Here is a 13,844-nt window from a genome sequence, read left to right on the forward strand (position 1 = left end):
TCTCAACTATATACCGCAATCAAATAGAAAAAACATGTTCTCCAACATTCTATAAATATTAACGGGCGTTTGGTAACCGTATCAGATTCACATTCGTACTATCCACCAATCCAGTTTCTAACTCAAAGTTGCGTCTTACAACATTAAGATACTCAATCATCAATAGATCGTACTCATCCTTGAGACGACTATAATCATCTCTCGCCTTATTTTTTAAAGCTTTCTGTTGCTCAATCTTGGCTGTGGCGGACGGAGTGGCTGGACTATTTTGTTGGCGACAGGTTTCCGCATCCGAAATTGCAAGACAAAGCTCAGGGTAACGTTGATGGCGAACATAGCCTTTACCCCGGCCAGCCTCCCGCCCCACTGCATCCTTCGTAAACTTAAATCGTGTAGACCTCGTATCAACTATTTTGGATTTTCCACTCTTTAGACGTTCAAGTGCATCCCAGTATTCCTTCTCGATATTACTGACTTTCATTATAGGTATCCTGTATTTCAACAAGATTTTGAAGGAAAACTTCAATATTTCTGATATTTTCCTGATACTCCAGTCGTGCACGCAAGGGGCCACCTTTAGCGAGCTCCACTTGATAAAACTCTTTGGTCTGCTCAAGTGCAACCCTTGAGCCAGGAAGAAATACTGCGTTCTCACAACTAACACAGGCGGAAGCAAGCACTCCCGCACCTTTGTTACATGGTTTTAACGACATACAGCCGCCAACCATAGTTGTTCGATAACGTATTTTCCCTTTTTTTACAGCCAGCTTTGTCGCTTGACGACTCTCAAAAAAAGTTGGTAATTGGTTCCTAGCTTGCAGTATCTTTAACTTTTTACCTGCGCTCCCAGTTAAAGGTAGATTACTTTCAAGTAACTGGTGTATTTCATCTGATTCAAAATGAGCTTTTGCTTCATCCCATTCAGCACGCATAGCCAATGCCGATGTATCATCCCCAAGTAAATTTTTTGCCCGCGAATTTGAGTCTGAATAGTAAACCGTCATAACCATACTCATATGTTTTAGTTGAGCTTTTAAAACGGGATACGAAACCATACCACTCGCTGCCGCATATACCGCCATTGAACGTCTGAATTGGTGAAACTGTAAAGGCCAAGAACCACCGACCCTTAAATCCTTTGGAATATCTTCTCCATATAAAAACCAACTAATCTCATCTAAATCAAAGCTTGATATTTCAAGCTCCTTAGCACATATACTCGAATTAACATTCTTAGAACTTAGTGCATTTGTTGTATAACTAAAATGGGGATGAGGCTTCCCCTTAATAGCATTTTCCGCAGAGATAAATAATGGGATATCATCTTGGTTTACATCAACAATTTTTCGATCCATTGACCACGCTAGCACACCCTCAGCGATGATTCGACAAACGTTGAAAGCTTTCTCGACAACATCTCCTGTTACCCATTTGGTAAATCGAGGAACACCATTTGGCTCCAGCTTAGACGTTGTTGACCAGACTACAGGGATTTCCCCACTTTCTGTTGAAATATATCTCAACCCGTTAAGGGGTATTGCTTTAAGTTCACTAACCCGCATACCAGTGAATGCCGAAATTAAAATTGCACAACGCATCTGCCAGCGATGTAGGTTACTGGCCAAACCACCCCAATTTTCGCTTTTTGAAATACCAGACTCTGCCAGTTCCTTTAAAGCTAAAGAAACCTGCCATTTCTCCCCAACTTCCTTGTCCCAATAGTATTTAAGCAAGCGTTGCTGTCTTCTTGACAAGTACGCAGGTAATTCTGGCAGAGGGCCTCGAACAACCATATCCCTCGCAATTTCACGAGAGCGAAACAATGTTTTTATCGAATCCTCATGCTGTATAAAAAGGTCTAAATTTTCAAGTGTATTCCGCAAAATGCCCTGATATATCTCCGATGGTATAAGTAGTGTCTGAACGGTATCGGTAGTTTCAGGAAACTGCCTCCTTAATCGTCTTAATCTTTCAGAGAATGCCTTTGATCGATTTAACTCACTCCAGAAAACTGTACCTAAAAGAGTAGATGCAGCTTCCAATAACCGCTGAATTTTCCCCAGCATAAGCCCTACTTGCTTATCTGTAGAACCTCTAAGCACGAGGAAATCAATTGCATCGGGCACAGAAAGGATATTTTTAAATGGAGTATTTGTATCAAGACAATATCGAACCAAATACGAAACCGCCCTTATGTCTCCATTGAGCTTTGACATCGAACAGCCACCAACCGCGTTAATCCAATGAAGCGTAAGCGTTTTGAGAAATAGAACGGCATTATTCATACTTTCATCACTTAGCTTATACTCCGTATTAATAGGTTTAATTAGGTCAAGTTTACGCCTAAAATCCAGGACCCTATTAGCTCTACTTATGGCGCTATAATCCCAAATATCATCTGAAAATATTGACAGAGTGCTTCCATTTTTACTAAAAGTAACAGGCAAGTCACTAGGTAGGGTATTACCTAACACTCCTGAGAGGGGAGTAGCTTCTTCTACTAATGAGTTCCGCATCACTAGCCTTGTCATAATTATACCGTACCTCCCGTGGCTAACGACTGACTTAATAGGCTCTGGATTAACCTAGCCCAGTGTTCATTGTAGTAACCCATTTCCACATTATCTCGAGCCTCCTCACAAGCTGTAGATCTACCATTTTCGCTCTGGAAAACTGTATTTACTATTTCATCAATTCTGTAAAGCATTGGTTGAACGACTTCTTCATAATGCTCTAAGTCGTTACGAATATCGGAAGTGATACTAAGGGCTTTTCGAAGACTTAGTAGCTTGTGCATATCTTCTAAATCCGTATGAACTGCAAAGTGTTCACAGAACAGACACGTTTCAAATGTGCCACATTTAGGTTCAGGAGCTTTATCATTAAATCCTTTGGCCCTCAAAGGCGGGGAACCATTCAAATTATTGCAAGACCCAACAGCTGTTCTTTGAGATTCGCCTTCTTTTGCTATTTCTACTGGAATCAATTCATCAGTTGATCGATTAAAACTATTTATTCTTTCAGCTAATTCACCATAAAAGTGATTCATCTCCATCGCCTGACTTTCCACATCCATGCCTGTGTAGGATCTAGCAACAGTTGCTATTGAGTTATTTAACTTCCTCGCAACTAACGAAATCTTCCCCGAAGACTTTCTAACAAAAAAATCGCTTGCTATTTGCCTATGTAATTTAGGAGAAATTATTTTAACACCTCTAAAAAATGGTGATTTCTTAACAAGACCATTAGCAGCAGATCTCTGCTGCCTCATTAGCTTTCCATCCATACCAAATTTAACAAATAAGAAATCTTCACACGCCTCATGAAATCCAAATCCAAAAGCCCACTCCCTAAGTTTTAGATACGTCTTAGACTCCTTCATTAACTGGCGTGGCGCCGTAAAGCCCACCTTTCTTCCCGCTCTATATTTGTGTGCAAACGCGAATTCTCCCACGCCAATTTTATCAATATCAATTTCAGACACCTTAAGATCAAGCACTGGCTGAACATTTCCCCCCGTAAAAGATAGAAATAAATGATAAAAACAATAAGTGCACAAATTAAAGACATAAGTCTTGTTAGTAGTTAAGCCCTCTTCCCTCCACTCTCTTCTTCGTATAATTATATTATTGTAAACAGTCTCTACATTTTTATTAGCACCTACTATTTCCGTATCAATATTTTTCTTAAATCCCTTTAAACTAAGAAAATCTTCATCCCCATCATTGTAGTTAAGAATTTTTATTGGCGCTTTTGAAGCTGCATACCAATAAAAATCCTTACTTTTACTGCCTTGTACAGTTACGTTAATTGGAAACTTCTTGTCTAAAATAGCTGTTGATAATTGATAAAAGCACATCGCACAAGTTTGTATAAATTTCTGCGCATCAAGGGAGTTAACATTTCTACAATCCGCGTCCATTGTATATCTAGAATTTCTAGGGATTGGTATATAAGAAACCATTTCAGAATCTGAAAAATTGAAAGCCCATTGAATAAACATTCTGGCTGTTTGCAGCCTACCCATTATTGCAGTTGAGCCCAGTGATGCCTTAGTACTTAACCTTCCTAGCTGATACAGCTGATTTTGAAAACGTCGGTATTCGCTTAATAAACCGTCTAGAGAAGTTGGCTTTATACCTCCATCAAAATCGCAAAAATCAAAGAAATACCTAAGGTAGTAAATTCGACCTCGCACTGTTTCATCACGCCAACCCTTATGTAAAATAATATTCAAATAACTCTTAAACCACTTCACTCTCACTTTAGAAAGCGTCTCAGCACTCACTTCCGAAGGAGTAAATGGTTTTCCTCTTGATTGATAAACTGGCACTCTAGAACGTTCTAAGTAACACAACCTACCGACATCTACAAAAAAAACAGAATCATCAGCAAGTCTCCCTTGAATTACCACTGACTCGGCCGCGAAGACTTTGTTTGTCTCCTGCAGGTTCAAATATATAATTGATCGGTCTTTAGTTTTTTTAATCATCGCTAGCACCTTCAAAAAAAATGGTGCCAAATTCATTCTGAATTTCATTAAACTCTGATAGATCAGAATCAAAATTCAAATAGCTTTCGGTTGTTCTAATATTATTATGACTAAGTCGCTGCCTAACATAGTCAAATATCTTAGAATCTGGATAACCTCTAATTCGAAATGACCTCACGATATTCATCCCCATCGTTGCCCTAAGATCATGAAACGAGAATTTCTTGAAACTCTTATTTCCTTTTTGAATCCTTGAAATAAAGCGCCCCAATTCATTTCTAAGAGCTTGACCACTTTTGGGAACTATTATTGGCACTGAGATATGGAGTGCACTCTTTAGATCTTGTCGATCAGTAATTTCACGTTGAGCTGTATAATATGGATTCCCACTGCGCGTTAAAAATACATAATTTTCGTTAGTATCCCCGTAAAAGCTATTGATATGCAGCCTACGATGCTCTGCCCTCTCAGATTGGATGTATACCATTAGTGATTCAATTAACTTTCGGCTAAAAAACAACCTATTTAATTTACCTCCCTTGGTATCCCCTTTGTACCTTCGACCCGCAGTGATTACAGCAACATCCAGTTCGGCGTCATTTTCTAGTTTCTCATATGCTGCTCTCACACAGCTGATACTCAATGTACATACTGTCTGTTGTCTAGCTCCTGTTTCAAGTGCGATTTTCATCATCAATTCAAGTTCAATCGAAGCGTATTCATTTCTAAATGCCTCAAAAATAATTTTCTGCTCTTCAAAAGAAAGCGGGCGAAGAGTACCATCATCTCTTAATTGCCCCAGCGAAGGACTATGACGACGACTACTTTTTATTTTTAGATCACTCGATGTAACCTCAATATTACGCACTAGTCCCACTCGATTCGTGGTCAAAATCGACTTTTTTATATGGGTAAACGGCTTATTCCCCAGGCTCTCTTCTGGAACCAATGACTCATAACGGATATTTGTGTAGAAATGTGCAACCGTCGATAAGACATTATTAATATGCTCCGCACTAAAATCATGCTTATCAAGAACCCTACTCATAAAAACACGGAATTTCTGCGGAGCACGTTCGTGATACAACTTTGGCAGGTCAAGGAAATGTTGCTCAGTGTCGTCTAAATACTGAAGATAATACTTTAGATGAGTTGCTCGAGCTGTCAGAGTTCGCATATTGGAAAGGCTCGGCTTTTCTAATTGGCCTAACAGATAAGCATTCCCTATATCCCAAGGCAAACCATTCGACTGAATAATGACAGGCATTTTAGGAAAATATCCCAGCTGCTCTGAATGATAGAAAGAATATTCATATCCTTCCGGGCTGTTAGATCGTTGCCACATCAAGCTACCTTTGTGGAAATAACCCAAATGTATTACACGCGCGGAAGAAATGAAAAGATCATTAAGTGTGGTTTTCATCAAGGAGAAACCCATTGGAATATGTACACAATCCAAACATGAGGCCCCTAGCATGTCAACATTTAAAGAGTTGTGTGCGCCTCGTGTAATGCACTCGCAGCGTAATCTGCTCGAAAAATTACCTGATGACCATCATTGTCTGCTCCAGGTAAATACAGCGGCTCGTTGCCACCGCCGACTAAGCGCGTTCCCGTGGAGTTAGCAAAACAAGCATCAAACACCCTGCACAATTGCTCTGCATTCGCAGCTGGTATCTTGAGCATCGCAGCACTAGGCATTGCGTAACAAACCGTCTTTGCCGTGAATAGGTTCAGAAACGACATATTCTTGACTTGAAAGTATGTCGAGATACTTGGCGGATAAAAATTCACGCCCGGCCAAAAGATGGGCAAGATAGCCACTTTCGGGCAACAAATTATGATTAAGGAAAGCAGGATTCGCCACATAGATCCATGTAGACCGGCTACCACTTGCCGTCATAACAGAAAATATATCGCGACTGTAACGCACGGGGGTACCTTCAAATTGATCCATTAATAATAAATCATCAACCCCAGCCAATGTATAAAGAACCCCTTCAACCTCGCCATGGCTTGCCTGTTCTACATTGGCGTAGGCAACACTTGGCCGACAATGGGATTGTTTATTAAACACTAGGCGAAACCCCGGCAAGATAGCGGGTTCAGCATCTGTAAAATGCAGGCCCCGCGCACGCATTCTGGCCGGATTCATGTTGGAGCCATAGGCAAAATAACAAGAAGTCATAATCTAACACTTGGCAAATCGATAAACAGAGAGTAATTTTAACAGAAAGGGACATCGCCGCGACTGAGTTTAAGTACTCAGGTTTCAGAAAGATTTTCCCTGAAAGGTTTTGTTAAAACAAAACCCGCTGGTCGTGTACCGCCCGCTACGTGAGGAATGATCTATGGCTCCACGTAACAACGGTAAGCCTTCGTCCGCGAAGATAATCCCCTTCCCTTCGCGGTCAACAAGGGTTGAGCAACATAAGATTGTTAGGATCTCTCCTGAGTATGAGGGGCTCTGCCTTTTATATTCGCACCACGCATTGAGTCGCGACAAACTTTACGCAGTGAAGATACTAGCTTGGGCTCGCCTGGCCAATGGCCAAAATGTAGCCATCTTACCCTGGCTCAGCGGTATTTCCCGATGCATAGATTTAAACGACCCTGACACAGGGTTGGCTCAAGGCTATTACGACCCACGTAATACACGACATTTCAGCGAAACACCGCCACAGCACATTGCCGCACTCGACGCCATGTGTCAGTACCCTCATGACATCGAGTCACATATTATTCAAGAAATCCCCGATCTTATTGGCAGTCATGCCGCACTACTCGGTGACAAACAAGAATTTATCCTAGAACCTGTTATCAGCTGGCGATTACTAGCTAACGGGAAGTTAGAGGCACTGGTTGCCGACGTAAACCTAGCCCAGCACACCCCTGTTTTAGCGCAAGACGAATGCCTATATCCAGTTCAACAAGAAACAAATTTCCGTTATTTCTTTCAATACCATATCGCAAATCAAATTAAAGCTGGCGGCCAAATTGCTACACGCGCAATAAGCCAATTACTCACCTGAGACGCGGCGATTTAAAGGGGATTATGCTTTTTTAAGATAGTAATGGTACAAACCATCCTGCTCTTCTTGGGCCATTAACGTGTGCCCCAAGAAAGTACAGAATTTAGGGATATCGCGGGTGGTAGCGGGGTCGGTTGCAATGATCATTAGGACATCCCCAGTTGAGATATCGCGGATCTTGTTATGTAGCATCATTACCGGTTCTGGGCAAAATAACCCACTGGTATCTAGCGTATGATCTGCCATTATTGCCAAACTTACTGCTCCAAAATAATACATTATCTTAACGGAGCAATAATGTTCCCATCCTGCCCCGCCACTCACTCTTTCTGCCTATTCCTTGGCGGATACATTCCAGCTTTCGGTCTCAGGACTGAAAACAATAACTGCCTTCTTTGTTTCTAAAGCATGACGAAGCTGACGAATTTTAGCGTCGACCGTAAGCTCATTTTCACCGTAGTCAGTACCGTCACGAGTTACCAACTCTTCTAACATTCCCTGTAAAGCGTCGTCACTCAATTTTTGCCAAGGTATTTCAACAAACTCACTCATGGACAGGCTTACCAAATTTAAGGGTCATACGATCACTCTCACCGATAGCAGTATATTTTTCTCGATCTTTATCCCCTAGCCGCAAACTCGGTGGCAAAGTCCAAACCCCCTTAGGGTGATGGTGCTTATCTTTACTATTGGCATTCACTTCACTGCTATCCAAAAGCAAAAATCCTGCTGATTCAGCTAAGGCGATAACTTTTTTCTCTGATACGTACCCGCTATCAATCATTTCTTGCAATGATGCACCTGCATCGGCTCTATGCTCAACCACTCCCAAAATCCCGCCAGGTTTTAAGGCCGCGTAGGCTGCAGAAAAAACGTCTTCGGCAACACCGGATTTTAACCAGTTATGAACATTCCTAAAAGTCAGCACCTTGTCCACACTATTGGCTGGCGCTATTTCTAGGTCTTTTGGTGGATAAAGTGTTGTTACCTCCACATTTTGATACACCTCAGGAGTTTCGGCTAACTTCGCTTCAAAAGCTGAGCGAGCTCGCGTGTAAAAAGAAACACTGCTGTCCTTAGGGAACTGAGCTGTATAAAGCTTACCGCAATCACTGACTATGGGAGCAAGTACTTCTGTATACCAGCCCCCACCAGGCCAAAGTTCGACAACCGAATCACAGGGTTGAACACCCAAGAAAATAAGCGTTTGAAGTGGGTGCCGATAAATATCCCGTGCCCGGTTTTTTTCACTTCTATGCTCAGCATCCAGAATCTCAGCCCACTTAAGGTCTGTGACCGCGGGAGCTGCAAATACAGAGCCACAACACAGCGCTAATAGACACATCGACAGGGTTTTTACTCTCATTTTCATTCTCTCCAAAAGTGTCATTATGATTGTTCGGCAATATAACGTTGAACGTGTTCGACCTTGTCAGTCATTGTTTGTTCTCTATCTGACCGTGTACCGATTTTAAGCTGAGTCGAGAGCCTAGGCGCGCCCATTTCATGTAACCGTATATGGCAGCGCTTGATTGATTCCATCACCACCTCCCACTTGCCCTCTATATTCGTACCATAAGCATGCAATTGATACGACAAGCCCATCTCGGCAATAATTTTCTGACATTCCGCAATATAGGGTGTCAGCGATGCACCAACATTTAACGGGGTAATACAAAAATCTACAATCACTTTCATTCAGCACCTCTAGCCCTGTCTGCAATGCCACACTCGTAGTATTCTATGACTATAATCTAACAATTTGATGCATGAAAAGGACAGCACCGTGAATCATTCCCTCGTCTTTACCTTCATTGGCTTAGACCGCCCCGGGCTTGTTGAAAGGCTAGCCGATATTGTTGCAGATCACCAAGGCAATTGGCTTGAAAGCCGTATGACCCAATTAGCTGGGCAGTTTGCTGGTATTGCCCGTGTCTCAGTTCCTGAAAGCGAGCTAGAAGAGTTAACCAACGCACTTCAGTGCCTTAATATTGAAGGGCTAACAATTACAATCCAAGCTGGTCAAGCTGTCACTGCCAGCCCCACCCCCAAAATATGTAAATTACACATATTAGGAAATGATCGCCCAGGCATTGTTCGAGAAGTAAGTCGCGCACTTAAACAACAACAAATAAATGTACTGGAGTTCAACTCTAATATCACCAGCGCAGCAATGAGTGGAGATCCATTATTTGAAGCCCACGTCAGGTCAGAGATCCCTGTTGATTGCGATTTTGACGAACTAGAAAGCAGTCTAGACGCCATCGCAGAGCAGCTCAGCGTGGATATTATTTTAAGTTAATAACACGCCTAGGCTTTAAGCTTATGAATAACAAAAACCAGCGCTGCTGCTAGTAGCGCAATAAACCCAACACCCACCACACAAAGCAATAGATATTCCGCAATATCCTGCCACGGCACATCAAAACTCCACACCGCAGAGCACACCAACATCACGGTCGCCAGCACTGCCAGCACAGGTGTTCTATAGCGCTTATAAGCCTTAATAAACTGTTTAACCACGTAGCATTACCATTTTATAAAGTACAAAAATCACCCTAGCGCATCTTCCCGCACCCACTCGCAGCGCAGCGACCCGGCACCTTGGCCAGGAATATGATCACCGTCATCCGCCTGCCAAACAAAGGTATGCGTGCCATTGTAGGCGGTTTGCAAATGGACAGTTGCTGTCACCCAATACATTTTATGAAGGATCTTCTCAAAATGCTTTAACCATTCATCCCACTCATGTTCAATGGCCTTATATGAGCTACCAAAATGAATTACATCAGTCTGACAGTCACCAAAATCAATCGCAGGCCTAGGCGCAGAAAACATTTCCCGACAAAGTAAAGGCCAATCCTCTGCAGACGGTAATGACGCCGTTACCAGCTGGTTATTGTCCCGTCGTTCGTCGACATCCCCTTTTTCACGAGCGAACAACATATCGGTAATACAACCGTAAACCACCGATTCCTGAGCCATAGTTATACCTAAATTTGTGCGTTATCTGGAGTCTACAAAAGCTATCAGGCAACAGCCAGTAATATTCCTGCCTTATGAAAGGCCATTATCATCAGAGGGCAGATATAAATAGCGCCAAGCAATAACAAAAGCCACAGCGGCGGCCATCGCGGCCACCACAAAACAATAAACGCCACCAAAATCCCAAGCCCAGCCACTCAACACTGCACCCGCAGCGCCGCCCAAGCCAAAACTCAAACCACTGTACAAAGCCATGCCTTGACCATGATGTCCCGAAAACCACTGCCGAATGATTTCTATTCCGGCAGCGTGATAACTGCCAAAACTCGCAGCATGCAAGCACTGGGCAATGAATAACACACTGGGGGATTGAACAAAGAAGGCAATAAGTAACCAGCGCAGGCAGGATAAACCCAAACTCCATAGCACAATATTTCTTAAACTGTACTTAGCCAGTATTCGATGCATCCAGATAAACAATAACACTTCGGCAACAACCCCAAGCGACCAGAAAATGCCAATACTGAAGGTTGAATAAGAGAGCCCTTCAAGATAAATACTAAAGAACGTGTAATAAGGGCCATGAGATAACTGTAAGAAAAAGCTTATTGCAAAAAAAGCGATAACCGCTGGCTGGCGAAGAATACTTAGCAACGACGTAGGCTTACGGGCAACAACACTGCCCTCGCCTTTTTCAGCAACGAGTAAGCTAGTAAGCCAGATACCAGAAAGTAAGGCGGTAATAAGATACAACAAATGGACAATGGGATGATCATTTAACCACCAGCCGACGCCCAATACCGCGACGACAAACCCTATCGATCCCCATACTCGAATACGGCTGTAATGGCCATAGCGTCCAACCAAGTGCGATAGAGTAACAACATCAAACTGCGCTAAGACGGCATTCCAAAAGAAACTATAGCCAACAACTACCGCAGCTAGCCACCAAAAATCCGAACGGAAATACACGCCACAAAAAATAGCCACCGCGAAAAAAGCGCCGTAGCGAATAATTTTGCTGCGGTGGCCGTATGTGTCCGCCAACCATCCCCATAAACTCGGCGCAACAATCTTGGTTGCCATGACTAATGCCGAAAGGAAGCCAATTTCTTCCGAACTAAACCCAAGCGACTTTAAATAAAGTGCCCAGTAAGGAATCCAAGTTCCAAGTAACGCAAAGTAGCAGAAATAGAAACCTGATAAGCGCCAATACGGCACTAGCAGCACCTGCTACGGTTTTTCAGCGGGGATAATGGGAGTCGTTGACTGCACATTGCCATTCTGACCACGGTTCCTCAGAAAATGATCCATCAGTACAATGGCCACCATCGCCTCGGCAATCGGCACAGCTCGTATTCCAACACAGGGGTCATGACGGCCTGTGGTAATCACTTCGACTGGATTACCCTCTATATCAACCGTGTTTCCCGGCACTAAAATACTAGAGGTCGGCTTTAATGCTAGATGAGCGATTAAATCTTGACCACTGGAAATTCCGCCAAGTACACCACCCGCATTATTTGACGTAAAACCTTCGGGTGTTAACTCATCGCGATGAGCACTGCCCAGGGCGTCAACGCAATCAAAGCCGGCACCTATTTCAACCCCTTTAACCGCATTAATCCCCATTAGAGCATGAGCAATATCTGCATCTAGACGGTCAAATACCGGCTCCCCCAAGCCCACAGGCATGCCTGTGGCAACCACAGTTAATTTAGCACCAACAGAGTCACCTGATTTACGCAGCTTTTGCATAAACACTTCCATATCGGCGACTTTATCCGCATCTGGGCAGAAAAAAGGATTAGACTCAACGACACTCCAATCGACTTTATCTATGGCAATAGGCCCAAGTTGCGATAAATAACCCCGCACCTCAATGCCGCAGTAAACTTGTAAATATTTTTTTGCAATGGCTCCGGCTGCAACCCGCATGGCCGTTTCACGCGCGGAGGATCGCCCGCCACCACGATAATCTCGTGACCCGTATTTTTGCTGGTAGGTATAATCGGCATGCATGGGGCGAAAACGATCTTTGATTTTACCGTAATCTTTAGAGCGTTGATCGGTATTTTCTATCAACAAACCAATCGAGGTACCCGTGGTTTTCCCTTCGAATACACCCGATAAAATTTTCACAACGTCGTCTTCTCTGCGCTGAGTGGTATAGCGAGAGGTACCGGGTTTACGACGATCTAAATCATGCTGCAAATCACTTTCTGAAATGTCTAAGCCGGGCGGACAGCCATCGACAATCGCGCCTAAAGCGAGACCATGGCTCTCACCGAAGGTGGTTACTGAAAACAATTTACCGATACTGTTACCTGACATGAATTTTCCTGAGCGGGATTAACAAGACTAAAAACTGGGGCCAGATTATACGACAATCTGTTAAAGCCGTCAGAATCTCACACAAAACTATCTTGGTATTCAAGCAATTGCTCACGTGTTATGACAAAAACACCGTGTCCACCGCGTTCAAATTCCAACCACATAAACGGAATTTGAGGAAAAGCCTCATCAAGTGCCACACAGCTATTCCCTACTTCTACCACTAAAACTCCCCCCACATTAAGATGAGAGGCAGCGTGACGTAATATTTTTCTGGTGATATCTAAGCCATCCAAGCCAGAAGCCAAGCCCAGCGCGGGCTCGCGGTGGTATTCTGCTGGCATGTCGGCAATATCTTCGGCATCCACATAGGGTGGATTACTCACAATGAGGTCGTAGCGTTCACCATCCAATAAATCGAAGACATCTGACTGCACGGCTCTCACTCTGTGAGACAGTTCATGGCGAGCAATATTGATATCGGCAACATTGAGTGCATCGATGGAAATATCAGCGAGATCAACACTGGCTTCTTCAAAAAGATAGGCGCAGGCGATGCCGATACAACCACTACCTGTGCACAAATCAAGAATACGAGTTGGAGAAGCACCAGATAACCAAGGCTGGAAACCTTGCTCAATTAACTCAGCCATGGGTGAGCGAGGCACCAACACTCGCTCATCAACGTAAAACGACAAACCCGCAAACCAAGCTTCCTTGGTTAAATATGCCGCTGGGAGGCGTTCATTTACACGCTGAGCTAATAAGGACAATATTTGCTCTCGCTCTGCTACGGTTAAACGCGCATCTAATAGCTCTGCGGTAAAATCAAAAGGGAGATTGAGAGCATGAGCCACTAACACCCGAGCCTCATCATAAGCGTTATCGGTGCCATGCCCAAAAAATAGGCCTGCACGTCCAAATTCGCTGATTCCCCAGCGCAGATAGTCGCGCACAGTAAAGAGTTCATGGCTGATATTAGACGTTTGATTCACAACATT

At 43.4% G+C, this 13,844-nt stretch carries 17 protein-coding genes; 2 read left to right on the forward strand and 15 right to left on the reverse strand.

The features are described 5' to 3' along the window. Positions 1-58 precede the first annotated feature (58 nt). From AELLOGFF_RS08995 to AELLOGFF_RS09020, 6 genes are all read right to left on the reverse strand, one after another. On the reverse strand, positions 59-481 hold the full coding sequence (locus tag AELLOGFF_RS08995) for a hypothetical protein (RefSeq protein ID WP_159268428.1): 423 nt from the start codon (positions 479-481) through the stop codon (positions 59-61). After that, positions 468-2,531 carry a hypothetical protein gene (locus tag AELLOGFF_RS09000; protein ID WP_159268429.1) on the reverse strand — a complete coding sequence of 688 codons (2,064 nt, stop codon included), beginning with the start codon at positions 2,529-2,531 and terminating at the stop codon, positions 468-470. The genes AELLOGFF_RS08995 and AELLOGFF_RS09000 overlap by 14 nt, the downstream gene beginning before the upstream one ends. Positions 2,532-2,533: 2 nt before the next feature. Continuing rightward, a complete protein-coding gene (locus AELLOGFF_RS09005) occupies positions 2,534-4,492 on the reverse strand; it encodes a hypothetical protein (RefSeq protein ID WP_159268430.1) in 1,959 nt (652 codons plus the stop codon). Continuing rightward, a complete protein-coding gene (locus AELLOGFF_RS09010; protein ID WP_159268431.1) occupies positions 4,485-5,915 on the reverse strand; it encodes a site-specific integrase in 1,431 nt (476 codons plus the stop codon). Before AELLOGFF_RS09010 ends, AELLOGFF_RS09005 begins: the two co-directional genes overlap by 8 nt. Before the next feature lie 62 nt (positions 5,916-5,977). Further along, positions 5,978-6,193 carry an elongation factor P hydroxylase gene (locus tag AELLOGFF_RS09015; RefSeq protein ID WP_235035640.1) on the reverse strand — a complete coding sequence of 72 codons (216 nt, stop codon included), beginning with the start codon at positions 6,191-6,193 and terminating at the stop codon, positions 5,978-5,980. Continuing rightward, the gene (locus AELLOGFF_RS09020) at positions 6,186-6,680 is read right to left on the reverse strand and encodes a gamma-glutamylcyclotransferase family protein (RefSeq protein WP_159268432.1); all 495 of its coding nucleotides are present in this window, start codon (positions 6,678-6,680) and stop codon (positions 6,186-6,188) included. Before AELLOGFF_RS09020 ends, AELLOGFF_RS09015 begins: the two co-directional genes overlap by 8 nt. Positions 6,681-6,843: 163 nt before the next feature. On the opposite strand from AELLOGFF_RS09020, the gene AELLOGFF_RS09025 reads away from it, so the two are divergent. Then, positions 6,844-7,524, forward strand: a complete 681-nt coding sequence (locus tag AELLOGFF_RS09025) for a hypothetical protein (RefSeq protein ID WP_159268433.1) — start codon at positions 6,844-6,846, stop codon at positions 7,522-7,524. 21 nt (positions 7,525-7,545) lie between these two features. Here the strand turns inward: AELLOGFF_RS09025 and tusA are convergent, their stop codons facing one another. The 4 genes from tusA to AELLOGFF_RS09045 all read right to left on the reverse strand — a co-directional run bounded on the left by tusA (position 7,546) and on the right by AELLOGFF_RS09045 (position 9,222). Beyond that, positions 7,546-7,770, reverse strand: a complete 225-nt coding sequence (gene tusA, locus AELLOGFF_RS09030) for a sulfurtransferase TusA (RefSeq protein ID WP_159268434.1) — start codon at positions 7,768-7,770, stop codon at positions 7,546-7,548. Between the two features lie 87 nt (positions 7,771-7,857). Beyond that, entirely contained in the window at positions 7,858-8,076 is a 219-nt protein-coding gene (locus AELLOGFF_RS09035) for a YheU family protein (protein ID WP_235035642.1), read from the reverse strand. Further along, positions 8,069-8,890, reverse strand: coding sequence for a class I SAM-dependent methyltransferase (locus AELLOGFF_RS09040; RefSeq protein WP_235035644.1), 822 nt, complete (start codon positions 8,888-8,890; stop codon positions 8,069-8,071). Before AELLOGFF_RS09040 ends, AELLOGFF_RS09035 begins: the two co-directional genes overlap by 8 nt. A 23-nt stretch (positions 8,891-8,913) precedes the next feature. After that, a complete protein-coding gene (locus AELLOGFF_RS09045; protein WP_159268435.1) occupies positions 8,914-9,222 on the reverse strand; it encodes an MTH1187 family thiamine-binding protein in 309 nt (102 codons plus the stop codon). Between the two features lie 88 nt (positions 9,223-9,310). On the opposite strand from AELLOGFF_RS09045, the gene AELLOGFF_RS09050 reads away from it, so the two are divergent. After that, positions 9,311-9,826 carry a glycine cleavage system protein R gene (locus AELLOGFF_RS09050; RefSeq protein ID WP_159268436.1) on the forward strand — a complete coding sequence of 172 codons (516 nt, stop codon included), beginning with the start codon at positions 9,311-9,313 and terminating at the stop codon, positions 9,824-9,826. An 8-nt stretch (positions 9,827-9,834) separates the two neighbouring features. On the opposite strand, the gene AELLOGFF_RS09055 is transcribed toward AELLOGFF_RS09050, so the two are convergent. From AELLOGFF_RS09055 to prmB, 5 genes are all read right to left on the reverse strand, one after another. Then, positions 9,835-10,047, reverse strand: a complete 213-nt coding sequence (locus AELLOGFF_RS09055; protein ID WP_159268437.1) for a hypothetical protein — start codon at positions 10,045-10,047, stop codon at positions 9,835-9,837. 30 nt (positions 10,048-10,077) lie between these two features. Beyond that, positions 10,078-10,509 carry a hypothetical protein gene (locus AELLOGFF_RS09060; protein WP_159268438.1) on the reverse strand — a complete coding sequence of 144 codons (432 nt, stop codon included), beginning with the start codon at positions 10,507-10,509 and terminating at the stop codon, positions 10,078-10,080. 72 nt (positions 10,510-10,581) lie between these two features. Next, positions 10,582-11,730 carry an MFS transporter gene (locus tag AELLOGFF_RS09065; RefSeq protein WP_235035645.1) on the reverse strand — a complete coding sequence of 383 codons (1,149 nt, stop codon included), beginning with the start codon at positions 11,728-11,730 and terminating at the stop codon, positions 10,582-10,584. Positions 11,731-11,742: 12 nt separating this feature from the next. After that, positions 11,743-12,843, reverse strand: coding sequence for a chorismate synthase (aroC, locus tag AELLOGFF_RS09070; RefSeq protein ID WP_159268440.1), 1,101 nt, complete (start codon positions 12,841-12,843; stop codon positions 11,743-11,745). A gap of 77 nt (positions 12,844-12,920) precedes the next feature. Beyond that, positions 12,921-13,838 (reverse strand): 50S ribosomal protein L3 N(5)-glutamine methyltransferase, encoded by a 918-nt coding sequence (gene prmB / locus AELLOGFF_RS09075; RefSeq protein WP_159268441.1) that lies wholly within the window; start codon positions 13,836-13,838, stop codon positions 12,921-12,923. Positions 13,839-13,844: the final 6 nt, after the last annotated feature.

It is taken from the genome of Zhongshania aliphaticivorans (assembly GCF_902705875.1).
Classification (GTDB): Bacteria; Pseudomonadota; Gammaproteobacteria; order Pseudomonadales; family Spongiibacteraceae; genus Spongiibacter; species Spongiibacter aliphaticivorans_A.

Bases quoted from the DNA above. Each gene is read 5' to 3' on its own strand.
- AELLOGFF_RS08995 (WP_159268428.1), bottom strand. From the start codon at position 481: ATGAAAGTCAGTAATATCGAGAAGGAATACTGGGATGCACTTGAACGT.
- AELLOGFF_RS09000 (WP_159268429.1), bottom strand. From the start codon at position 2,531: ATGACAAGGCTAGTGATGCGGAACTCATTAGTAGAAGAAGCTACTCCC.
- AELLOGFF_RS09005 (WP_159268430.1), bottom strand. From the start codon at position 4,492: ATGATTAAAAAAACTAAAGACCGATCAATTATATATTTGAACCTGCAG.
- AELLOGFF_RS09010 (WP_159268431.1), bottom strand. From the start codon at position 5,915: ATGAAAACCACACTTAATGATCTTTTCATTTCTTCCGCGCGTGTAATA.
- AELLOGFF_RS09015 (WP_235035640.1), bottom strand. From the start codon at position 6,193: ATGCCTAGTGCTGCGATGCTCAAGATACCAGCTGCGAATGCAGAGCAA.
- AELLOGFF_RS09020 (WP_159268432.1), bottom strand. From the start codon at position 6,680: ATGACTTCTTGTTATTTTGCCTATGGCTCCAACATGAATCCGGCCAGA.
- AELLOGFF_RS09025 (WP_159268433.1), top strand. From the start codon at position 6,844: ATGGCTCCACGTAACAACGGTAAGCCTTCGTCCGCGAAGATAATCCCC.
- tusA (WP_159268434.1), bottom strand. From the start codon at position 7,770: ATGGCAGATCATACGCTAGATACCAGTGGGTTATTTTGCCCAGAACCG.
- AELLOGFF_RS09035 (WP_235035642.1), bottom strand. From the start codon at position 8,076: ATGAGTGAGTTTGTTGAAATACCTTGGCAAAAATTGAGTGACGACGCT.
- AELLOGFF_RS09040 (WP_235035644.1), bottom strand. From the start codon at position 8,890: ATGAGAGTAAAAACCCTGTCGATGTGTCTATTAGCGCTGTGTTGTGGC.
- AELLOGFF_RS09045 (WP_159268435.1), bottom strand. From the start codon at position 9,222: ATGAAAGTGATTGTAGATTTTTGTATTACCCCGTTAAATGTTGGTGCA.
- AELLOGFF_RS09060 (WP_159268438.1), bottom strand. From the start codon at position 10,509: ATGGCTCAGGAATCGGTGGTTTACGGTTGTATTACCGATATGTTGTTC.
- aroC (WP_159268440.1), bottom strand. From the start codon at position 12,843: ATGTCAGGTAACAGTATCGGTAAATTGTTTTCAGTAACCACCTTCGGT.